This window comes from Chelativorans multitrophicus (assembly GCF_011317445.1).
Classification (GTDB): Bacteria; Pseudomonadota; Alphaproteobacteria; order Rhizobiales; family Rhizobiaceae; genus Chelativorans; species Chelativorans multitrophicus.
Genome location: NZ_JAAAPL010000001.1, coordinates 1,911,398 through 1,932,879 on the forward strand (window position 1 = coordinate 1,911,398; position 21,482 = coordinate 1,932,879).

Consider the following 21,482-nt stretch of genomic DNA (forward strand, 5'->3'; position numbering starts at 1 on the left):
CTGAAGCATGTAAAACACTTACGACGCATTTTGCAGGCTGGCCCGTCAGACCGTAAGAGACCAAGGGAGAACAAATCGATGAGAACACGCGCCGCCGTAGCTGTTGCCGCGGGAAAGCCCCTTGAGATCATGGAAGTTGATCTCGACGGCCCGCGCGAAGGGGAGGTGCTGGTCGAGGTGAAGGCAACCGGCATCTGCCATACGGATGACTTCACCCTCTCCGGCGCCGATCCCGAAGGCCTGTTTCCGGCCATCCTCGGCCATGAGGGGGCGGGTGTGGTGGTCGATGTCGGACCGGGCGTCACCAGCGTCAAGAAGGGCGATCACGTCATCCCGCTCTACACGCCAGAGTGCCGCCAGTGCCCCTCCTGCCTGTCACGCAAGACCAATCTCTGCACGGCTATCCGCGCTACCCAGGGCCAAGGCCTGATGCCCGACGGCACCTCGCGCTTTTCGCTCAATGGCGAGAAGGTGCACCACTACATGGGCTGCTCCACCTTCTCCAATTTCACGGTTCTGCCCGAGATAGCGGTGGCGAAGGTCAATCCCGACGCTCCTTTCGACAAGATTTGCTATATCGGCTGCGGCGTGACCACCGGCATAGGCGCCGTCATCAACACGGCCAAGGTGGAGATCGGATCGACGGCGATCGTCTTCGGGCTCGGAGGCATCGGCCTGAACGTCATCCAGGGGCTGAAGCTCGCCGGTGCCGATATGATCATCGGCGTCGATCTCAACAACGACAAGAAGGAATGGGGCGAACGCTTCGGCATGACGCATTTCGTCAATCCGAAGGAGGTGGGAGGCGACCTCGTCCCCTATCTCGTGAACCTCACCAAACGCGGCGCCGACACGATCGGCGGGGCCGATTACACCTTCGACTGCACGGGCAATGTGACTGTCATGCGCCAAGCGCTTGAAGCCGCCCATCGCGGCTGGGGCGAGTCGATCATCATCGGGGTGGCCGGCGCCGGCCAGGAAATCTCCACCCGGCCCTTCCAGCTTGTCACCGGGCGCGTGTGGAAGGGCACGGCCTTCGGCGGCGCGCGTGGGCGCACCGACGTGCCGAAGATCGTCGACTGGTATATGGACGGCAAGATCGAGATCGACCCCATGATCACGCATATTCTTTCGCTTGACGAGATCAACAAGGGCTTCGACCTCATGCATTCCGGCGAGAGCATCCGCAGCGTTGTCGTCTATTGATTGATTAGAGCAGCCGGCCCTCCCGGATTGCCCCCGCGCCATCTGCCGGTTCGGGGGCAATGCAAGAAAGTGTGATCCTCGGAACCATGTGCCGGGCATTTGGGTTTTGCGGCAAATGGAGGGACGATCATGACATCCGAAAAGGAAGACAGGATTCGGCGCCGCGCCTACGAGTTGTGGGAGCAGGAAGGTCGCCCGCAAGGCCGCGAGTGGGATCACTGGGTGCAGGCCGCGCGCGAGGTCGAGGCCGAAGAAGGGGGGCATGCATCCCCTGACGATGCCGATATCCCGCCAATGCCCGAGGATTTCCCGCAAGCGGAGGAAGCCGGCTCCGAGCCGTCGCGGCGCAACAACGGCAACCGCAAGAATAACGGCGGAACAAACAAGCGCGCCAAGAAAGCAACTTAGCCGCCTCCGGGCGCAATAAAACCCTTAAATTTCGGGGCTTCGTGAGCGCTGAAATGATCTAGGTTGATTCAAGAACCGCCACCGGCAGCTCGTCCCAGAGCATGGAGAGCGGTAATTCAAGCTTGTCCAGCGCCTGGCCGGTCAACGTCCTGTAATGTCCCGAAGAAGTGGCGGGAAGCTGTAGCATTGTGCGTCCGAAGGCGCTGCTGATCCAGGACGAGCGGCCGGGCTCGCAATGCCTAAGCACGATGCGTGGTACGGCGACCACCACCCGCCGGCCCTCAAGAACCCGCGCATAGGCGATGGCGTGCATGTTTTCATCGCCCGCGATCTCCACCGGTTCGTAACCGCCGTGGTTGAAAATATCCGCATGCGCGCGCCGAAGCCGCAGCAGGCGATGGAGAAGCCACAGCTTCGGCAAGCCTTCTCTCCATCGGTCCATGGCTTCGGCTGCCGGCATGTCCCGCACCTCATGAAGGAGCATCCGCCGCAGTTCGAAGTCGACCGGCCGGCGGTTGTCGGGATCGACCATGCTGTAGTCGAGAAGTTCGCATCCCTGATAGATATCCGGCACCCCTGGCAGGGTAAGTTTCATCACCAGCTGCGCCAGGCTGTTGACAATGCCAGCGGGCTCGATGACCGCGACGATTGCACGGACCTCCCGAAGGAAGCTGCGGCGTTCCGGCGCGAAAATTCCGCGCACGTAGTTTTCGACCGCCGTCTCGTAGGGCTCGTTCTGGTCGGTCCAGCTCGTCTGCCGTTTGGCCTCCCGCAGGGCTTTGGTCATGAAGGCGACGAGACGCTCGGCCAACTCCTGAAGACCTTCCTCGTCCTGTAGCGAAAGGTCCGCGGGCCAAGCTCCAGCCAGCGCCTGATAAAGCAGCCATTCGGTGCCGGGCGTCGGCGCTGCCCCGCGTGGCAGCTCTATCCGCAACTCCTCCGCGGCTTCATGCCAGCGCGATACGGCGGCCGCCCACTCCTGCGGCATCTCGCTGATGACGGCAAGCCGGGCGCGTGCGTCCTCGCCTCGCTTCGTATCATGCGTGGCAGTCGCCGAAAGCGCATGCGGCCAGCTTTCGGCACGTTTGGTCATGGCGTCGTGGAAGGTTTCCGGACCAAGGCCGAACTCATCCGGCTCCGCCCCCACTTCGTTAAGCGCGATCAGCCGGTTGAACCGATAGAACACCGTATCCTCGACCGCCTTCGCCATCAGAGGCCCGGTCGTCTGCTGGAACCGGGTGATGAATTCCGCTCGCATCTTCGACCCCTTCGTGGGATCGAGAAGCAGCGAGGCGATGAAGGCGATCACGCGATCGTCCTCCACCTCGCGTCCGCGCTCCACTCGGCTGACGGCTTTCTCCATCAGCGCCCGATCCTCCTCTGAGGCGCCGTCCTTGTCGATATAGGTCCGGTAGACGGGCATGGCGGAGGCAAGCTCCACGATCGCAAGCCGCAGGGCATCGCGGCCGAAATCGCGCGTGGCGATATCCTCAATGGCAATCGCTTCGGCAAGGCGGACGAGCCCGTCCAGCTCGCCGGCGAGATTGACGGTCAGGATACGCCGCTTGGCGGCAAGCACCTGGCTCGAGAACTGGGCGTCATTGCCCGTAAAGCGGCTCCAGCCTTTATCCATCGCCTCGCGCTGGCTAGGCTCCACCTGCAAGGCCGTGATCAGCCGCGCCACCTCGTAGCCGGTGGTTCCGGCGCAGCGCCACTCTGGCCGCAGGTCCTCATCCGGTCCGAGGATTTTTTCCACCAGCACATATTCGAGTCCCGAAGCCTTCCGCAGCGCCGCCAAGTAGCCCTTCGGATCGGCAAGCCCGTCGATGTGATCTATGCGCAGGCCGTCGACGATCCCTTCCTTGACGAGCCGCAGCGGCAGCTTGTGCACATCGGCGAAGACCGCCGGATCTTCCACCCTTACGCCGATCAGATCCGCTATCTCGAAGAAACGGCGATAGGTGAGCGCCTCGCGCGCCAGGCGCCAATAGGCGAGCCGCCAGCTTTGCGCTTCATGAACCCGGTGCAGGAGGTCCTTGTCTTCATTCGCTTTTTGCAATGTTAGAGCGAGGGCTTCGGCATCGCCGGCATCCCCGTCCTGCAAGAGGAGAGAAAGGGTTTCCGGCGAAAGGGGGAGCGAGAGGTCGTAATAGCCAAAGACCGGCTCGCCGGTTTCCTCGTCCATCCTGAGCACGAGCTTTCCCTCTCTCAGCGCCTCGCCATAGGGCTCGCCCAAAACAGGAAGAAGCAGCTTTGGAGCCTGCCAGTTTATGTCGAAATGACTGGCAAAGCGGCTTTCCGGGCCGTGTTTCAGCACATCCCGCCACCAGGGATTGACCGTCGAGACCGCCATATGGTTGGGCACGATGTCCAGGAGCAGCCCGAGTCCGTGCTCCTTCAACGCCTTCGCCAGCAAGGCAAAGCCCTCCACCCCGCCGAGCACGGGATCGAGCTCCTGGTGGTCTGCTACGTCATAGCCATGTGTCGAGCCGGACGCGGCGGTGAAAATGGGCGAGGCATAGACGTGGCTAACGCCGAGCTCGGCCAGATAGGGCACGATCTCCGCCGCTCTTTCGAAGGTCATTCCTTCACGGAATTGCAGCCGATAGGTGGCGCACGGGATTGTCATGTACCGCGCGGCCTTTCTTCCCGGATTGCGCCGATGACGGCACGCAGCATCGAAGCGCTCTCCAGTTCCTCGATGAAGACGGGAAGCTTCCGCCGCCAGTTGGGATGTTCGTCCACGGTTCCAGGTATGTTCGACTGCTCCGCCAATCCAAGCAGATCTTCCATCTGGGCGGCAACGAGGCGCGAAGGCGAAGACGCCACCAGCCGATGAATGCCGGCCGCGACGCTTTCATTGAATTCTTCGCCGATCTCCGGTTGGCCGCGGGCGCGCAGTATTTCTATCGCCTGGCTTTTTTCCCGCTGCCTGCGCTCGCGCTCCTTACGCGCTGCTTCCTCGTCATAAAGGCCTATCCGCTGGCGCTCATCGATATCGCTGCCTGTCCACCAGCCGGCGAGCGTGTTGGTGTCGTGGCTCCCGACGCAGGCCAAGGCCGATCGCGGCCAGCGTTCGGGCGGAACAAAATTATGATCGTCCCGCTCGAAATAGAAGATGCGGTAGCCCAGCAGGTTTGCACGGTCCATCTGCTCGCGAAAACCCTCCGGCACCACCCCCAGATCCTCGCCGATGATAAGCGCTCTCGATCCTTGCGATACCTCGGCCAGAACGCGAACCACGTCCGGCATCGGATAAATCACGTAAGCGCCCTCCCCTGCGGGAAAGCCGTCCGGGATCCAGAAAAGCCGGTAAAGCCCCATTGCATGGTCGATCCTGAGAGCCCCCGCATGCCGCAGGATTGCCTCGTAGGAGCGGCGCACCGGCCGGAATTCCCGAGCAGCGATCTCGGAAGGCGACCACGGCGCCAGACCCCAGCGCTGGCCTTCCGGATTGAACATATCCGGCGGCGCACCGATCTCCGCCCCGACCACGGTCAGCGTGCGGTCGCTCCATGTGGCCGCACCATCGGGCGCGGTGCCCACGGCAAGGTCGAGATAAAGCCCTATGCGCATCCCGGCGGCTTGCAGCCGCTTTGAAGCCTGCTCCAATTGCCGGTCCGCCACCCACTGCAACCAGACAAGAAACTCGATCTCCCCCTGGTGCTCCCGCGCGAACTGTCCCACCGCCTCGCTAGCGGGATCCTTGAACGCCTCTGGCCAGGGATGCCAGCCGGTACCGATGCCGCGGCGTACCATTTCCAGGCTGATCGCCTCGAACAGACCATAGCGCCACAGCGCCTCTCCGCCGCGCTCCTTGAAAGCGTCGAGTCCTTGCCCGTCAGTCCCTCGCGTCCGCTCGTAAATCCCGCGCAGCACCGAAAGCTTGTGGTCCGCCACGGCCTTGTGATCGACCAGTTTGCTCTCCCTCAACAAAGCAAGAGCGCTCTCGTCCAGATCCAAGCCGGGGTCGAACCCCTCCACCTGATCGACGGCGATATAGAGCGGGTTTAGAAAATTCCGGTCGCTCGGCGAAAACGGGCTCGCCTTCTGCGGTTCTGCCAGGAAGAGCGCATGCAAGGGATTGACGCCCAGAAAATCGGCTCCCATTCGTGCCACGAGCTCGCCAAGACGCGCCAGATCCTCAAAATCGCCGATGCCCCAGTTGCGGTGGGACCGCAGTCCGTAGAGCTGGCAGGTGACGCCCCACGCCCTGCCCTGTTGCAGAAAATCGGGAAGAAAACACGCGGCGCCTTCGGCAGCCTGAGGCGGCGGAGGAAACGGGCCGGATGCTGCGGCAGCCTGAGGCGCGGCACCTTCCTCCACGCCCAGAATATTCAGGATCGCCTGTACGGCATCATCCGATGCGCGCGAGATGGTTCCGTCCAGCGCGCGATAGGAGCGCAGGACACCGTGCGCGGCTGCCAGCCGGTCAACTTCCTCGCTCATGTGCCGGCTTCCTCTGTAATGAGAACTGCAACGCTTCGTTCGGGCAATTCTCCCTGGAGCAGCGCTGCCTCAACGCCCTTCCTGCTCTCGTAGATCGCTTTGCAGCCCACGAAACCATCAGCGGTATCGACGGCAGCGGTGCCGAAATTTGCCGCCATGACCAATACGCGATCGCTCATGCGCCAGCGCACGGACAACGCCTTTTCGCCAAGCCGTGTCGAATGACCCTGCATGGATGTCATGTCCGACAGGTGCGGCAGAAGATGGACTTTGCGGACCTGTAGAAGCCGCCGGAAAAGATCAAGGCGCTTCCGACCTGCTTCCGTTTCCACCCGGTCCCAATCCAGCATGGAGGCCTCGAAGGTGGAGAGCGCGTTGGGATCGGGGATCTGCTCTGCCTGTTCGCCGCTGAAGTGCCCGAAATCCTTGAATTCGTGCCGGCGCCCCTCCCGCACTGCCTTCGCAAGATCACCGTGAAAGTCGGTAAAAAAGAGAAACGGGTTGGTCTCGCCGAATTCCTCCCCCATGAAAGCGAGCGGGATCTGCGGATTGAGCAAGAGCACAGCCGTCAGAAGCTCGACCGTATCGGCATCTGCTAGCGCAGTCAGCCGTTCTCCAAAGGCGCGGTTGCCGATCTGATCATGGTTTTGCAGGAAATCGACGAAGGCCGCGGGTGGTTGTCCGGCGCTCGGCACGCCCCGCGGCTTTCCCTCCCGCGGCGCGTAGGGCTCGCCCTGGTAGCAGAAACCTTCCGCCAGCGCCCGCGCGAGGTGGCCGGCGGGATCGTCGGCGAAGGCGGCATAGTAACCGGTATCCTCCCCCGTCGCGACGCAATGCGCGGCATGATGGAAATCATCGTTCCACTCCGCCGTGAAGAGGATGGGACGGTTCGCATCGTCGCGCGGATGGAGTTCCACGATGTTGCGCTCATCCTCTGTCATGAGATGAATGTGCCGGTCCGGATATCGCGAACGAATTGCGCGTGCGATCTCCTGAAGAATGGGTGTCTCGCTTCTGTCCTTTATCTGGTCGATCGCATCGAAGCGCAGTCCGTCGAAGCGGAACTCCTCCAGCCAGTAAATCGGATTGTCGAGGAAGAAGGCACGCACCGCCGGCTCCTCGAAACGGATGGCCGGTCCCCATGGCGTATCCCGCGAGGGATCGAAGAAATCGGGCGCATAGAGGCTGAGATAATTCCCGTCAGGGCCAAAGTGGTTGTAGACCACATCCAGGATCATCATCAGCCCGCGCTCATGCGCGGCATCAACGAGTTCCTTCAGGCCGGCCACGCCTCCATAGGCCGAATGCGGGCAATAGGGGAGCACGCCGTCATAGCCCCAGCCGCGATTGCCGGAAAACTGCGCGACCGGCATGATCTCGATCGCCGTGAACCCGACTTCGGCCAGGTAATCGAGCTTGCGCCGGATGCCGCCGGAGCCGCCTTCCGGGGAAAATGTGCCAGGATGAAGCTCATAAACGACCGCCTCTTCCCAGGGCCGCCCCTTCCAATCCTTCACACCCCAATTGAAATCGCGGCTCGTCAACAGGCTTGGTCCATGCACGTCACCCGCCTGTGCACGGGAGGCAGGGTCCGGCACCGCAGTGCCGTCGGGCAGCACGAACTGGTACGGTGTCCCTGCCGCGAGGCCACCGATTTCCAATTCGAACCAGCCGCCTTGGCCGCGCTCCATCGCGCGCTCTTCGCCCCCTCCAAAGCGCAGGCGAAGTTGGTCCGCCGCCGGCGCCCAGAGGCGGAAAAGAGCGGTATCGTCATCCTGGAGCTGAGCGCCCCAGCGTGTCTGGAAAGTTGTGTGGGTCATCGTACACGGCCTTCCAGCACAACCATCGAACGGTCGGCGAGTTCCAGCGTGTGCGGAGAACGCATGGCCTCCCAGACCGGCCATTGGCCGGTATCGGTACGCATGATCATCTTCCAGCCGGCAGCGCCCAATTCACGGGGAAGACTGAAACCCAACGGCTCATGAAAGCCGTTGATCAAGATCAGGATACAGGTGCCGCGCTCGTCGCAGAGCATCAAGCCGAAGCTTTTGAAGCCCGGATCGCTCCAGTCCTCGTCGGTCATCGGCTCGCCGGTCGGCCGCAGCCACGAAACGTCGCGATATTTCCCCGCAACGACATTGCCGTGCAGGAAATTTTTGAGCCGAAGCCGTGGATGGGCGCGGCGATAGGCAATGAGCCGCCGGACGAACTGGAGAAAGGCTTCATCATCGGGATCGCGATTTTCCCAAGCCAGCCAGTTTATCTCATTGTCCTGGCAGTAAGCGTTGTTATTCCCGTTCTGCGTGCGGCCAACCTCATCGCCCATCAGCACCATGGGAGTCCCCTGCGACAGGAGAAGCGTCGCTATCGCATTGCGGCGCATCTTGGCCCTCAGCGCCTTGATGGTCTCGTCGTCCGTCGGCCCCTCGGCGCCGCAATTCCAGCTCCTGTTGTCGCTGTGGCCGTCGCGGTTGTCCTCCAGGTTCGCTTCGTTGTGGCGCTCGTTATAGGCGTAAAGATCGTGAAGCGTGAAACCGTCATGGGCGGTGATGAAGTTCACGCTTGCCCAAGGTCTGCGGCCGCGCCGGTCGAACATGGCGGCGGATCCCAGAAGCCCGCTCGCAAGGTCCGGCGCCACCCGCTCGTCGCCGCGCCAGAAGCTGCGCACCCAGTCGCGGTAGGCGCCGTTCCACTCTCCCCAGCCGGGAGGAAAATTGCCAAGCTGATAGCCGTCCGGGCCGAGATCCCAAGGCTCCGCGATGAGCTTCACGCGCGAAAGGACGGGATCCTGCCGCACCGTGTCGAAGAAGACCGAGGACGGCTCGAAATTGTCCCGCTCACGCCCCAGGGCTGTTGCAAGGTCGAACCGGAAGCCGTCCACATGGCACTCCTCGACCCAATAGCGGAGAGAATCCATCACCATCTGCAGCACGCGCGGATGCTTGAGATTGAGCGTATTTCCGCAGCCCGTGGTGTCGTAGTAGTAGCGGGGGTCGTCACCCAGGATGTAGTAGCTGGCATTGTCGAGCCCGCGGAAGGAAAGCGTGGGGCCGAGCTCATTGCCTTCCGCCGTATGGTTATAAACCACGTCGAGGATCACCTCGATGCCCGCTTCGTGGAGCTTGCGCACCATGCGCTTGAACTCGTGCAGTCCGCCTCTCGGTGAGATGTAGCGCGGTGTCGGCGCGAAAAAGCCGATCGTATTGTAGCCCCAGTAATTCGTGAGGCGCTTTTCCACAAGATACCGGTCGTCGAAGAAGGCCTGCACGGGCAGGAGCTCAATCGCCGTTATGCCGAGTTTGACGAGATAATCGATGACACGGGAGTCGGCCAGGCCGCCGAACGTGCCGCGGAATTGCTCCGGCACGTCCGGATGCAGCGCGGTCATGCCCTTCACATGGGCCTCATAGATGATCGTCTCTTCCCAGGGCCGGTGCGGGCGCACATCATTGCCCCAGGTGGCCGCCGTATCGGTCACCACGCATTTCGGCATGACAAAAGCCGAATCGCGACGGTCTATCGCGAGGTCCTGCCGCGCGCCTCCCACGCGGTAGCCGAAGCAGGCGTCGTGCCAGCGGATATCGCCCAAGAGCTGTTTCGCGTAAGGATCGATCAGAAGCTTGTTGGGATTGAAGCGGTGGCCGTTTGCAGGATCGTATGGGCCGTAGGCTCGCAGTCCGTAGACCTGTCCCGGCCGCATGTCCGGAAAATATCCGTGCCAAACCTCATGCGTGTACTCGGGTAAGGGAATGCGGCGTATTTCCCGCCGCCCCTGGGCGTCGAAAAGGCAAAGCTCGATCTTTTCGGCATGGGCCGAGAAGACGGCGACATTGACGCCCGACCCGTCCCATGTCGCGCCGAGCGGGTATGGAAGGCCAATTTCTACACGCACGTGTGGGTCTCCTGTCACGCTTCACCCACAAGCACGACGCTGCCCAGCGGGGGCAGCCTCAGGATCGCTGAAGCAGGCCGGCCGTGCCACGGCTCGTCGGTGGTCGCGGTTACAGTTCCGTTGGTGACGTCCGAGCCTCCATAGCGGCGGTCGTCGCTGTTCAGGATCTCCCGCCAGATGCCTGCGTTCGGCAAACCGATGCGGAAGTTCTCGCGCACGACCGGCGTAAAGTTGCAGGCCACGACCACCGGCCGCGCACCGCCGGTCCCCTTTCGCATGTAGACATAGGTGCTGATGCTGGGGTCCGAGGCATCGATCCACTCGAAACCTTCGGGCTCGCAATCGAGCTCATGCAGCGCAGGCTCGCTCCTGTAAATCCGGTTCAGATCGCGGATGAGATCGTGCACGCCCCGGTGCATCGGATCGTCCAGATGGTGCCAGTCGAGCTGCCAGTCGTGGTTCCACTCGCGCTCCTGGGCGAATTCTCCGCCCATGAAGAGAAGCTTCTTGCCGGGATGAGTCCACATGAAGGTGAAATAGGCGCGCAGATTCGCAAATTTCTGCCACCGGTCGCCGGGCATGCGGCCGATCAGGGACCCCTTGCCGTGCACCACCTCGTCATGGCTGAGCGGCAGGATGAAGTTTTCCGAGAAGGCATAAATCAGGCCGAAGGTCATGCGGTCGTGATGATGCTGGCGATGGATCGGCTCGTGCTGCATGTAATCCAGCGTGTCGTGCATCCAGCCCATGTTCCACTTGAAGCCGAAGCCAAGCCCTCCGGCATAGACCGGCCGGGAAACACCGGGAAAAGCCGTCGATTCTTCCGCGATCGATGTGGTGCCGGGGTGGGAGCCGAAAAGCGCCGTGTTCGTTTCCCTGAGGAATGCGATCGCCTCGAGGTTCTCGTTGCCGCCGTGTTTGTTGGGGATCCACTCGCCTGGCTGGCGGCTGTAGTCGAGGTAAAGCATCGAGGCGACCGCATCCACGCGCAGGCCGTCCACATGGTACCGGTCGAGCCAGAAAAGCGCGTTAGCGGTGAGGAAATTCGCGACCTCTCGTCGCCCGAAATTGTAGATGAGCGTGTTCCAGTCACGATGGAAGCCGAGCCGCGGGTCCTCGTGCTCGTAAAGCGCCGTGCCGTCGAAACGGGCAAGCCCGTGCGCGTCCGAAGGGAAATGCGCCGGCACCCAATCGATGATGACTCCGATCCCTTCATGATGGCAGCGATCGACGAAGCGGGCAAAGTCCTCCGGCGTGCCGAAGCGACTTGTCGGAGCATAAAGGCCGACCGGCTGGTACCCCCACGAACCGGAAAAGGGATGCTCACTCACCGGCATGCACTCGATGTGGGTGAAGCCGAGATCCTTCACATAGGGAAGCAGCCGGTCGGCCAGTTCATCGTAAGAGAGGTAACGGCCATCCTCATGGCGGCGCCAGGAACCCAGATGCACCTCATAGATCGAGATCGGGGCTTTCCGATCGTTCTTTCCGATGCGGTGCTCCACCCACTCACCATCGCCCCATTCCATTTGAGGCAGACCGTTGACGACGGAAGCAGTCGCCGGCGGCACCTCCGCACGAAAACCCACCGGATCGGCTTTCGGGGGCAGCAACTCGCCGTTGCGGCCGATGATCTCGTATTTGTAAAGATTTCCCGGTTTTGCGCCCGGCACGAAGATTTCCCAGACGCCGATCCCCGGATGAAGCCGCATCTGATGGCGGCGGCCATCCCAATTGTTGAAATTGCCGACCACGCTGACGCGGCTCGCATTGGGCGCCCAAACGGCAAAGCGGGTGCCATCCACCCCATCGCAGGCCATCGGATGCGCGCCGAGCTTTTCATAGAGACGCTGGTGCCGCCCCTCGCCAAGCAGATATAGATCGAGGTCCCCGAAGGTGCTGGGGAACCGGTAGGCATCCTCTTCGTCCCAGGTGTCACCCTCGCGGGTGAAACGAAGCCGGTATCTCGGAACGGCTGTGTTCTTCGAGATCAGGCCCTCGAAGAAGCCCCGCGCATGACGCTTGAGCAGCTTGCCGTAGCTACTGCCGGAATCAGGATCGATTGCCTCCGCCGTATCGGCTTCGGGGCGCAGCACCCGCAGCACGAGACCGGCCGCCGTCTGATGCGGCCCCAATATCGCAAACGGGTCTGCAAGCCGGCCCGCCACCAGCGCGCCGATAACATGGGGGTCGTCGAGCCTCCATGGAGCTGCATCGGCCGCCGCGCTCATCCGCTCCTCCTTTCGATCAGGTCGAGCACGCCCTGCACGGGGATGCCCACCCAGTCCGGCCGGTTGGAGAGTTCGTAGTTGATTTCGTAGAAACCCTTCTGCAACAGGAAAAGTTCGAGCAGGGCTTCCCATGTGGCTCCGTCTGCTGGCTGGTTCTGCGCGACGGAGGCAGCCGCGCGGTATCCTTCCAGGAATTCCGCGCTCATCCGCTCTCGCCATTGGCGCGCGAGCGAGCTGCCATCCCGCGTCTGGTCCGGCAGGCGCGCGGCGACCTGGCGCACCGCCGTCCATGCGGCATAATCGAAGGAGCGCAGCATTCCCGCCACATCCCGCAGCGGAGAGCTCTTGCCGCGGCGTTCCTCCAGGCTTCGGCGCGGCTCACCCTCGAAATCGATGATGTAGAGGTCCTGCTTTGAGACCAGCACCTGGCCAAGATGATAGTCGCCATGGATGCGTGACTTCTTCCCGGAAGGCGTGATTTTTCCGAACTCGCTGATGCGCCTGTCGATCCGTTGTCTCAGAGACAGAAGGTGCTCCACGCTTTCCCTTATGTTGAGGGGAAGGCGATCCTTGTTGCGCTCCAGGGCCGCGCGGGCGCTCGCCGCCTGCTGTTTCAGGTCCTTGACCCAGCTTGCGATGTCCGCCCGGCGGATCGGCTCGCACCGGAAAGCCTCCATGTCGGTTTCAATCGCGAGGGCAGCGTGCATTTCGCCCGTGCGTTCGCCGAGGCGCCGAAGCAGGTCGAGCGGATAGAGGAGCTGTGCCGTGGTCCCCTCAGCCGGCGTGGCGCCGGCCGGGGCAGGCGGTGCAAGGGTTTCGTCTTCGATCTGCCGCTCCAGCGCGTGCACGAAGACGCCCCATGCATCGCCCTGATTCTCGACGAAACCGGAAACGCTGGCCAGAACGGTACGGGCGCCCTGCTCCTCATATTCGACCATGCCGAGAAAGGCGGGCGTATTCCTGAAGCCCGCGACCTCCGTCAGGAAGCGCGCCACCTCCACCTCAGGCTGGTCGCCCGGCCTCAACCGGCGGAAAATCTTGAGCAGCACCTGCCGGTCGAAGGCGACTGACACATTGCTCTGCTCTCCCATCAGGGGGGAAGGCGTCTCCTCGAAATGCATGGCCGTGAGCTGTTCATTTCCATAGAAGCGCAGAGTCCCGCCTGGCACCTGCATCTCCTGGTTTTCCTGCATCCGCCGCATCAGCTCCGAGGCGAAGCGGTCGTCATAGGCGCCGTCGATCAGGGCGCCGAGACGCGAACCTTTGCGCACACGTGCCAGCGTTACGGAAAGTTTGGGCGCCCCGAACTGCACGTTTTCTTCGCCCCAGAGGACGGTAAGCGGCAGGAGGTAGCGCTGCCTGCCCGAGACGGACAGATCGACATCCACGATGGTGAGAAGCCCCCCTTCATCACCCAGTTTGGCGATATCACTTATCCCGGCGGAGCGTATCCCCTCGCCCTTGGCGCCATACCAGCGTTGGCGCTGCATGAATTGCGGCAGAACATCCTGTTCGAGCTGCCGCCGCTCGCGCCCTTCCAGCGCGCGCTCGATGCGCCCGTCCACCATGGTAAGCGTTATGAATTCAGGCAAAGGCTCCGGCACATTGTTGTGCCATTCGGGCGCCTGCGCCTCGCTCGCGAGCACGAACCAGAAGGTACCGTAACCCGTCAGCGTAAGCATGTAGGGCAGATCGCCGATCGGCGGGAATGGCGACTGGCTGACAAGTTCGATCGGCACGCAATTGCGGTATTTCGAAAGATCCAGTTCCACTGCCTGAGGCGAGCGCGAGAGATTGGCCACGCACAGGATCGTCTCGTTTGCATCGCTGCGCGTATAGGCAAGGATGCGGCGGTTTCTCGGATAGAGCATGGTGAAATCGCCACGTCCGAAGGCCGAGTGTTGCTTGCGCACGCCGATCACACGCCGCACCCAGTTGAGAAGCGACGATGGATCTGCCTCCTGCGCCTCCACATTGATGGTCTGGTAACCGTAGACCGGGTCCATGATGGGCGGCAGGTAAAGCATTTGCGGGTTGGCGCGTGAGAAGCCGCCATTGCGGTCGGGCGCCCACTGCATGGGTGTGCGCACCCCGTCCCGGTCGCCGAGATAGATATTGTCGCCCATGCCGAGCTCGTCGCCATAATAGACGATCGGCGTGCCAGGCATGGAGAAGAGCAGCGCATTCATCAGCTCGATCTTGCGCCGGTCGTTCTGCATCAGCGGCGCAAGCCGGCGGCGGATGCCGAGATTGATGCGCGCCCGCACGTCCTCCGCATAGGTGCGCCAAAGGTAGTCGCGCTCGCGGTCGGTCACCATTTCAAGCGTCAGTTCGTCGTGGTTGCGCAGGAAAATCGCCCATTGGCATGATTCCGGGATTTCCGGCGTCTGCCGCATGATATCGGAGATCGGATGCCGGTCTTCCTGCGCCAGCGCCATATAGATGCGCGGCATTAGCGGGAAGTGGAAAGCCATATGGCACTCGTCCCCCTCGCCGAAATAGGGGCGCGTGTCCTCCGGCCACTGATTGGCTTCGGCAAGCAGCATCCGGTCGGGATATTTCTCGTCCAGCGCCTTTCGTATTTTCTTCAGGATCTCATGCGTCTCGGGCAGGTTCTCGTTGTTCGTCCCGTCGCGCTCGACGAGATACGGAATCGCGTCGAGCCTCAGCCCGTCCACCCCCATATCCAGCCAGAAACGCATGATCCTGATGACAGCGTCGAGCACCCGGGGATTATCAAAATTGAGATCCGGCTGGTGCGAATAGAAGCGGTGCCAGAAGAATTGGCCGGCGACCGGATCCCAGGTCCAGTTGGATTTTTCCGTATCGAGGAAGATGATGCGTGTCTCGGGATAGCGCTCGTCATCGTCGTTCCAGACATAGAATTGCCGCGCGGCGGAACCCTTCTTGGCGTGCCTTGCCCGCTGGAACCAGGGATGCTGGTCGGAGGTGTGGTTGATGACCAGTTCCGTGATCACCCGGATGCCGCGCCGGTGCGCTTCGGCCACGAAGCGGCGAAAATCGCGCATGGTGCCGTAGGAAGGATTGATGGAGCGGTAATCCGCGATGTCGTAACCGTCATCCCGGAGCGGTGAGGGATAGAACGGCAGAAGCCATATGGTGTTGACGCCCAGCCGTTCGACATAATCGAGCCGCTGCATCAGGCCATTGAAATCCCCCATTCCATCGCCATTGGAATCGTGGAAGGCCTTGATGTGGAGCTGATAGATGACCGCGTCCTTATACCAATCGGGCGGCCGCGGGCCGGCAGGCGGCACGACCTGGACAGCTTCGGCCTCTTCTGGAGACATGAGTTCCGAGGCGACCTTTTCCATCGTGTTCATCGGCGACTTCCTGGAGGGATGAGCCGCCAGGCCATGTAGGGGCGCTGGTGCGGGTCAAGAAGCATGTGCTGGACCTTGCCGGTCCAGGTGAAAGGTTGGCCGGTGACAAGATCTTCCGCCTCGATCATTGCATCATCCGGCAGCCCGAATTCCCAGAGCGGCACCTCGAAATGGGCGCCCTGCGAGTTATGAGGATCGAGATTGACGGCGAAGAGCAGAAAACTGGTCAGATCGTCCGTGTGCTTGCCGTAGTAGAGAATATTGTCGTTCCAGGCGTTGTAGAATTTCAGGTTCGTGAACTGCCGTAGCGCCGGATTTTCCCGCCGCAGCCGGTTCACGAACAGAATGTCCGTCTTTATGTTCCCTGGACGGTCCCAATCCCAGGCGCGGATCTCGTATTTCTCGGAGTTGAGATACTCTTCCTTGCCGGGCATAGCCTCGGCTTCGCACAGCTCAAAGCCGCTATAGACGCCGTAGTTCGTGCCCAGCGTGGCAGCGAGAATGAGCCGCACCTGAAAACCCGGCCTGCCGCTCGTCTGCAGGTAGCGAGGGTTGATGTCCGGCGTGTTCACGAAGAAGTTCGGCCGCATGTAATAGCGGCACTCCTCCCGCGTGAGCTCGGTCAGATATTCGGTGAGTTCCCACTTGGTGTTACGCCAGGTAAAATAGGAATAGGACTGGTTGAAGCCGACCTTGGCCAGCCGCTTCATCATCTTGGGCCGCGTGAAGGCCTCGGCGAGAAAGATCACGCCGGGGTCGACCTGCCGCACCTCCTCGATCATCCATTCCCAGAAGGGCAACGGCTTGGTGTGCGGGTTGTCCACGCGGAAGATCCGCACGCCCCTTTCCAGCCAGAACAGGACAATGTCGCGCAGCGCGTACCAGAGGCCGGGGATGGCATCGCGGTAGAAATGAACATTGACGATATCTTCGTATTTCTTTGGCGGATTCTCGGCGAATTTGATGGTGCCGTCAGGCCGCCAGTCGAACCATTCGGGATGCTCCTTGATCCACGGGTGGTCGGGCGAGCACTGGATGGCAAAGTCCAGCGCGATCTCCAGCCCATGCTCGCTTGCGGCCTTAACCAGCCGTGCGAAATCTTCGAACGAGCCGAGCTCGGGATGGAGCGCATCGTGCCCACCCTCTTCCGCGCCGATGGCGTAGGGACTTCCCGGATCGCCCGGCTCTGGCGTAAGGCTGTTGTTGCGGCCCTTGCGGTTTGTGCGGCCGATCGGGTGTATCGGCGGGAAATAAAGCACGTCGAAGCCGAGATCGCGAACATAGGGAAGCCTGGCGATCACATCGTCGAAGGTGCCGTGGCGATCCGGGCTGACGGATTGCGACCGCGGCATGAGCTCATACCAAGCGGAAAAGCCCGCCTTTTCGCGGTCGACAAAAACCGGAAAAACTTTATCGGACTCCGTTAGATTCATGCGTACGCCCAGCCGGCGCATGAGCACGGCCATGTCATCGCTCATCAGCACAGCAAGCGCATCGCCCTCCGATGAGGAGGATGTCACCTCCGCCAGAAGCGCCTTGAGCGCCGAACGGTCGTTCGGTGTTCCTCCGGTGCGAATGCCGAGCGCTTTTTCAACGAGCAGCCGGCCTTCCTGCAATTCGAGGGAGATCTTCTGCCCCGCCTCGTGCTTCTTGGCGGTATCCATCCGCCAGGTGGCAAAAAGGTCGCGCCAGGAGGCGATCCTGAATTCGTGATGGCCGACTTCCTCGAAGACGACCGTTGCTCGCCAGCGATCGTTCACGAGGTGGCGCATGGGCGTCTCTCTCCAGCTCCTTTCACCTCGCTGGCGGTAGAGGAGTGCGGCAGCGATTATCTCGTGGCCGTCGCAGAAAATATCTGCTTCCACGCGTAATGGATGCCCCACGATCGTCTTGGCGGCGAAACGCCCTCCGTCGATGGCGGGTTCGACAGCCTCGATTGCAATTCGGCTGGCAGCAAGCTTCTGAAGGAGCGCCTGACCGGGACGGTCCATTCCTAAAAATCTCTCATCCAAATTCCCCCTGCCAAGGCCAACGTTGAGAATGCGTGCTGGTTCCGTTGCGGAAGAGGATGGAACCGGAATATTTTGCACGCCGACGGTGCTCGAAGACGGCATCAGAGGAAACCGAGCGCAGCATGTCCTTAATGAGACAAACCGCCCAGGAAGACGCTTCGCCCGCGCCAATGCAACGCGCCCACGGCACCGGCAGGATTGAGGCGAAGCTTCGGGAAGGTCGCACCCGGCTTGAGCGCCTCTACCAGGAAGGCTGCTGCAAGATCCGTCTGCCTAGGAGCCATGGCGGGGCCATGGAGGCGGTGCTTATCAACACCTCGGGCGGGCTTACCGGAGGAGACCGCATCGATTGGAAGGCCGATGCCCTCGCCGGCTCGAAACTGGTGGTGACAACGCAAGCCTGCGAGCGCATTTACCGCTCGACGGGGGATGATGCTCGCGTTTCCACCGCCTTGCGCGTCGGCCCCGGCGCACATGTCGACTGGCTGCCGCAGGAAACGATACTCTTCGAGGGAAGCCGTCTTCATCGCAGCCTGCGAGTCGATCTGGAGGACAATGCCACCTTCACCGCAGTCGAAGCGGTGCTTCTGGGCCGTGAGGCCATGGGCGAGACGGCGCGGAAGGCCCATCTGAGGGATCGCTGGCGCATCTATCGCGACGGCAAGCTGGTCCATGCCGAAGAGACACGCCTTGCCGGCGAGGAGTTCGAGCGCGAGGGTATCTCCCTGCTCGCAGGCAACAATGCCTTTGCGACCATACTCGCGATTGGGCCGGATGCCGAGGAGAAGCTCACAGCGCTGCGGAGCATCCTGGGTCCGTCCGTGCATGCTGCCGCAAGTGCAATCGGCGAACGTCTGGTCTTGCGCGTTGTCGCGCCATCAGGTCTTATGTTGCGGCGCACAATAATACCAGCAATAGCGCTTCTGTCCGGCGCCGGGGCGCTGCCCCGTCTCTGGTCCATCTGAAGGGGACACGACACGCATGAATCTGACGCCTCGCGAAAAGGACAAGCTGCTGATTGCCATGGCCGCGATTGTGGCCCGCCGAAGGCTTGAACGCGGCGTCAAGCTCAATCACCCGGAGGCGGTCGCGCTCATTACCGATTTCGTGGTGGAGGGCGCGCGCGACGGCCGTCCCGTCGCCGAGCTCATGGAGGCGGGAGCCCACGTCATCACCCGTGACCAGGTGATGGAGGGCGTGGCCGAGATGATCCACGATATCCAGGTGGAAGCCACTTTCCCGGACGGCACGAAGCTCGTCACCGTCCACGAACCGATCCGCTAGAACAAAACGCCAGTGGGGACACGCATGTTCAACCGTCTCGCAATCGCCACCGCCGCACTTTTTGCCGCCACCATGCCCGCCTTTGCGCATCTTGATCCGGTTGCGCACGGCTCGTTGATGGCCGGCTTCTCGCATCCGCTCTTCGGGATCGACCATGTTCTGGTGATGGTGGCGGTCGGCCTGTGGGCTGCGACGATCGGCGGGCGTGCGCTTGCGTGGGTACCCGCTGCATTCGTCGGCACGATGATCTGGGGCTTTGCCGCTGCCCTTCTCGGCGCGCCCATCCCCTTTGTGGAGCCGGTGATCCTTGCGTCGATCGTCTTCATCGGCCTTATGGTGGCGCTCGCCGTTTCTATGCCCGTGGCGGGTATGATGGCCGCCGTGGCCTTCTTCGCCTTTTTCCATGGCCATGCCCATGGCGGTGAATTGGGCACCGCCGGCGCTGCTCAATTTGCCATGGGCTTCGCCATCGCCACCGCGCTCCTTCACGCAGCCGGCATCGCACTGGGGATAGGTCTCAGCCGCTGGCAGAAGAAGAACTGCACGCTTACCCGCCTGGCCGGCGCCGTTACGTCGGTTGCCGGCCTGTGGCTCGCCTTTGCCGGCTGACAGAAGAGGAACAGCTTCTCATGATCCCGGGCGAAGTCATTCCAAAAGCAGGTGAAATCGAGCTGAATGCCGGCGCTCCTCAAGTGGTGCTTGAGGTCAGCAATACCGGCGACCGTCCCATTCAGGTCGGCTCCCATTATCACTTCTACGAGACGAACGGCGCACTCTCCTTCGACCGCGAGAAGGCCCGCGGTATGCGCCTCGACATTGCGGCCGGAACGGCGGTGCGCTTCGAGCCGGGCCAGGCGCGCGAGGTGCGCCTTGTTCCGCTCTCCGGCGCACGCAAGGTCTTCGGCTTTCAGCAGAAAATCATGGGAGATCTCTGATGCCCGCAAAGATTTCCCGCGCCGCCTATGCGGATATGTACGGCCCCACCACCGGAGACAAGGTGAGGCTGGCGGATACCGAACTCTTCATCGAAGTGGAGAAGGATTTCACCACCTACGGCGAGGAGGTGAAGTTCGGCGGCGGCAAGGTGATCCGCGACGGCATGGGCCAAAGCCAGGTCTCCCGCGCCGACGGCGCCGTGGATACGGTCATCACCAATGCACTCGTCATCGATGTCACCGGCATCTACAAGGCCGATATCGGCCTGCGCGACGGCAGGATTGCGGCAATCGGAAAGGCTGGTAATCCGGACACGCAGCCCGGCGTCAACATCATCGTCGGCCCAGGCACCGAGGCGATTGCTGGCGAGGGCAAGATCCTTACCGCCGGCGGCTTCGACGCGCATATCCATTTTATCTGCCCGCAGCAGATCGAGGAGGCGCTGATGTCGGGCCTCACGACCATGCTGGGCGGCGGCACCGGCCCCGCGCATGGCACGCTCGCCACCACCTGCACGCCTGGCAGCTTCCACATCGGCCGTATGATCCAGTCCTTCGACGCTTTCCCGATGAATATCGGCCTCGCGGGCAAAGGCAACGCCTCGCTCCCTGCGCCGCTGATCGAAATGATTAAGGCCGGCGCGTGCGCGATGAAGCTGCACGAGGACTGGGGCACGACGCCTGCCGCAATCGATAACTGCCTTGCCGTGGCGGACGATCATGACGTGCAGGTGATGATCCATACGGACACGCTCAACGAAAGCGGTTTTGTGGAAAACACCATTGCCGCTTTCAAGGGCCGCACCATTCATGCCTTCCACACGGAAGGTGCCGGCGGCGGCCACGCACCCGATATCATTAAGGTGGCGGGGCTGCCGAACGTCATCCCCTCCTCCACCAATCCCACACGCCCATATACGGTGAACACCATCGCCGAGCATCTCGACATGCTGATGGTCTGCCATCATCTCTCGCCGTCAATCCCGGAAGATGTGGCCTTCGCCGAAAGCCGTATCCGCAAGGAGACGATCGCGGCGGAGGACATCCTCCACGACCTCGGCGCCTTCTCCATCATCTCGTCCGACAGCCAGGCCATGGGCCGCGTCGGCGAGGTGATCATCCGCACCTGGCAGACCGCCGACAAGATGAAACGCCAGCGCGGAAAGCTGCCTGAGGAGACGGGCGACAACGACAATTTCCGCGTTAAGCGCTACATCGCCAAATATACGATCAATCCGGCCATCGCCCATGGCGTGTCAAAGCACATCGGCTCAATCGAAGTGGGCAAGCGCGCCGATCTGGTTCTTTGGAACCCTGCCTTTTTCGGCGTAAAGCCGGAGATGATCCTGCTCGGCGGCACGATCGCCGCTGCTCCCATGGGAGACCCCAACGCCTCCATCCCCACTCCGCAGCCCATGCACTACCGCCCCATGTTCGGCGCCTATGGCAAGGCGATTGCCGCCTCCTCAGTCACCTTCGTCTCTGAAGCCGCCTTGAGCGACGGGCTTCAGCAGAAGCTGGGGGTCGAGAAAGGCATGCTTGCGGTGGAGAACACCCGTAGCGGGATCGGCAAGAAAGCGATGGTCTTCAACGATGCCACACCGCATATCGAGGTTGATCCCGAAACCTATGAAGTGCGCGCAGACGGCGAACTGCTCACCTGCGAGCCAGCCACGGTCTTGCCCATGGCGCAGCGCTATTTCCTCTTTTAGGACAGCTTG

14 protein-coding genes are annotated in these 21,482 nt (G+C 62.0%); 7 read left to right on the forward strand and 7 right to left on the reverse strand.

The features are described 5' to 3' along the window. The first annotated feature begins 78 nt into the window (after nt 1-78). Nucleotides 79-1,206 (forward strand): S-(hydroxymethyl)glutathione dehydrogenase/class III alcohol dehydrogenase, encoded by a 1,128-nt coding sequence (locus GNP00_RS09065; RefSeq protein WP_011581989.1) that lies wholly within the window; start codon nt 79-81, stop codon nt 1,204-1,206. A 129-nt stretch (nt 1,207-1,335) separates the two neighbouring features. Continuing rightward, nucleotides 1,336-1,614, forward strand: a complete 279-nt coding sequence (locus GNP00_RS09070) for a DUF2934 domain-containing protein (protein WP_011581990.1) — start codon at nt 1,336-1,338, stop codon at nt 1,612-1,614. Between the two features lie 58 nt (nt 1,615-1,672). Here the strand turns inward: GNP00_RS09070 and treY are convergent, their stop codons facing one another. The 7 genes from treY to GNP00_RS09105 are packed head-to-tail and all read right to left on the reverse strand — an operon-like array spanning nt 1,673 to nt 17,521. Next, the gene (gene treY / locus GNP00_RS09075; RefSeq protein ID WP_011581991.1) at nt 1,673-4,243 is read right to left on the reverse strand and encodes a malto-oligosyltrehalose synthase; all 2,571 of its coding nucleotides are present in this window, start codon (nt 4,241-4,243) and stop codon (nt 1,673-1,675) included. Continuing rightward, entirely contained in the window at nt 4,240-6,063 is a 1,824-nt protein-coding gene (malQ, locus tag GNP00_RS09080; RefSeq protein WP_011581992.1) for a 4-alpha-glucanotransferase, read from the reverse strand. The genes treY and malQ overlap by 4 nt, the downstream gene beginning before the upstream one ends. Further along, nucleotides 6,060-7,883: a malto-oligosyltrehalose trehalohydrolase gene (treZ, locus tag GNP00_RS09085; protein WP_011581993.1), complete on the reverse strand. Its 1,824-nt coding sequence runs from the start codon at nt 7,881-7,883 to the stop codon at nt 6,060-6,062. Before treZ ends, malQ begins: the two co-directional genes overlap by 4 nt. Further along, nucleotides 7,880-9,955: a glycogen debranching protein GlgX gene (glgX, locus tag GNP00_RS09090; protein ID WP_011581994.1), complete on the reverse strand. Its 2,076-nt coding sequence runs from the start codon at nt 9,953-9,955 to the stop codon at nt 7,880-7,882. Before glgX ends, treZ begins: the two co-directional genes overlap by 4 nt. Before the next feature lie 14 nt (nt 9,956-9,969). After that, nucleotides 9,970-12,186: a 1,4-alpha-glucan branching protein GlgB gene (gene glgB / locus GNP00_RS09095; RefSeq protein WP_011581995.1), complete on the reverse strand. Its 2,217-nt coding sequence runs from the start codon at nt 12,184-12,186 to the stop codon at nt 9,970-9,972. Beyond that, entirely contained in the window at nt 12,183-15,497 is a 3,315-nt protein-coding gene (gene treS / locus GNP00_RS09100) for a maltose alpha-D-glucosyltransferase (protein ID WP_041545533.1), read from the reverse strand. Before treS ends, glgB begins: the two co-directional genes overlap by 4 nt. A gap of 29 nt (nt 15,498-15,526) precedes the next feature. Next, nucleotides 15,527-17,521, reverse strand: a complete 1,995-nt coding sequence (locus GNP00_RS09105) for an alpha-1,4-glucan--maltose-1-phosphate maltosyltransferase (RefSeq protein WP_041544779.1) — start codon at nt 17,519-17,521, stop codon at nt 15,527-15,529. Nucleotides 17,522-17,673: 152 nt separating this feature from the next. Between GNP00_RS09105 and GNP00_RS09110 the strand changes: the two genes are divergently transcribed. The 5 genes from GNP00_RS09110 to ureC are packed head-to-tail and all read left to right on the forward strand — an operon-like array spanning nt 17,674 to nt 21,473. Next, nucleotides 17,674-18,507, forward strand: a complete 834-nt coding sequence (locus tag GNP00_RS09110) for an urease accessory protein UreD (RefSeq protein ID WP_049764943.1) — start codon at nt 17,674-17,676, stop codon at nt 18,505-18,507. Nucleotides 18,508-18,523: 16 nt separating this feature from the next. Beyond that, nucleotides 18,524-18,826, forward strand: a complete 303-nt coding sequence (locus GNP00_RS09115; RefSeq protein ID WP_011581999.1) for an urease subunit gamma — start codon at nt 18,524-18,526, stop codon at nt 18,824-18,826. Nucleotides 18,827-18,850: 24 nt separating this feature from the next. Then, the gene (locus tag GNP00_RS09120; RefSeq protein WP_011582000.1) at nt 18,851-19,435 is read left to right on the forward strand and encodes a HupE/UreJ family protein; all 585 of its coding nucleotides are present in this window, start codon (nt 18,851-18,853) and stop codon (nt 19,433-19,435) included. Nucleotides 19,436-19,455: 20 nt separating this feature from the next. Then, nucleotides 19,456-19,761 (forward strand): urease subunit beta, encoded by a 306-nt coding sequence (locus GNP00_RS09125; RefSeq protein WP_011582001.1) that lies wholly within the window; start codon nt 19,456-19,458, stop codon nt 19,759-19,761. Beyond that, entirely contained in the window at nt 19,761-21,473 is a 1,713-nt protein-coding gene (ureC, locus tag GNP00_RS09130; RefSeq protein WP_011582002.1) for an urease subunit alpha, read from the forward strand. Before GNP00_RS09125 ends, ureC begins: the two co-directional genes overlap by 1 nt. The last annotated feature ends 9 nt before the right edge of the window (nt 21,474-21,482 follow it).

What these genes read in the sequence shown, in the direction of transcription:
- treZ (WP_011581993.1), bottom strand. Translation starts at nt 7,883, where the DNA reads ATGACCCACACAACTTTCCAGACACGCTGGGGCGCTCAGCTCCAGGAT.
- GNP00_RS09065 (WP_011581989.1), top strand. Translation starts at nt 79, where the DNA reads ATGAGAACACGCGCCGCCGTAGCTGTTGCCGCGGGAAAGCCCCTTGAG.
- ureC (WP_011582002.1), top strand. Translation starts at nt 19,761, where the DNA reads ATGCCCGCAAAGATTTCCCGCGCCGCCTATGCGGATATGTACGGCCCC.
- GNP00_RS09120 (WP_011582000.1), top strand. Translation starts at nt 18,851, where the DNA reads ATGTTCAACCGTCTCGCAATCGCCACCGCCGCACTTTTTGCCGCCACC.
- GNP00_RS09070 (WP_011581990.1), top strand. Translation starts at nt 1,336, where the DNA reads ATGACATCCGAAAAGGAAGACAGGATTCGGCGCCGCGCCTACGAGTTG.
- treY (WP_011581991.1), bottom strand. Translation starts at nt 4,243, where the DNA reads ATGACAATCCCGTGCGCCACCTATCGGCTGCAATTCCGTGAAGGAATG.
- GNP00_RS09115 (WP_011581999.1), top strand. Translation starts at nt 18,524, where the DNA reads ATGAATCTGACGCCTCGCGAAAAGGACAAGCTGCTGATTGCCATGGCC.
- GNP00_RS09110 (WP_049764943.1), top strand. Translation starts at nt 17,674, where the DNA reads ATGAGACAAACCGCCCAGGAAGACGCTTCGCCCGCGCCAATGCAACGC.
- glgB (WP_011581995.1), bottom strand. Translation starts at nt 12,186, where the DNA reads ATGAGCGCGGCGGCCGATGCAGCTCCATGGAGGCTCGACGACCCCCAT.
- GNP00_RS09125 (WP_011582001.1), top strand. Translation starts at nt 19,456, where the DNA reads ATGATCCCGGGCGAAGTCATTCCAAAAGCAGGTGAAATCGAGCTGAAT.
- malQ (WP_011581992.1), bottom strand. Translation starts at nt 6,063, where the DNA reads ATGAGCGAGGAAGTTGACCGGCTGGCAGCCGCGCACGGTGTCCTGCGC.
- GNP00_RS09105 (WP_041544779.1), bottom strand. Translation starts at nt 17,521, where the DNA reads ATGGACCGTCCCGGTCAGGCGCTCCTTCAGAAGCTTGCTGCCAGCCGA.
- treS (WP_041545533.1), bottom strand. Translation starts at nt 15,497, where the DNA reads ATGTCTCCAGAAGAGGCCGAAGCTGTCCAGGTCGTGCCGCCTGCCGGC.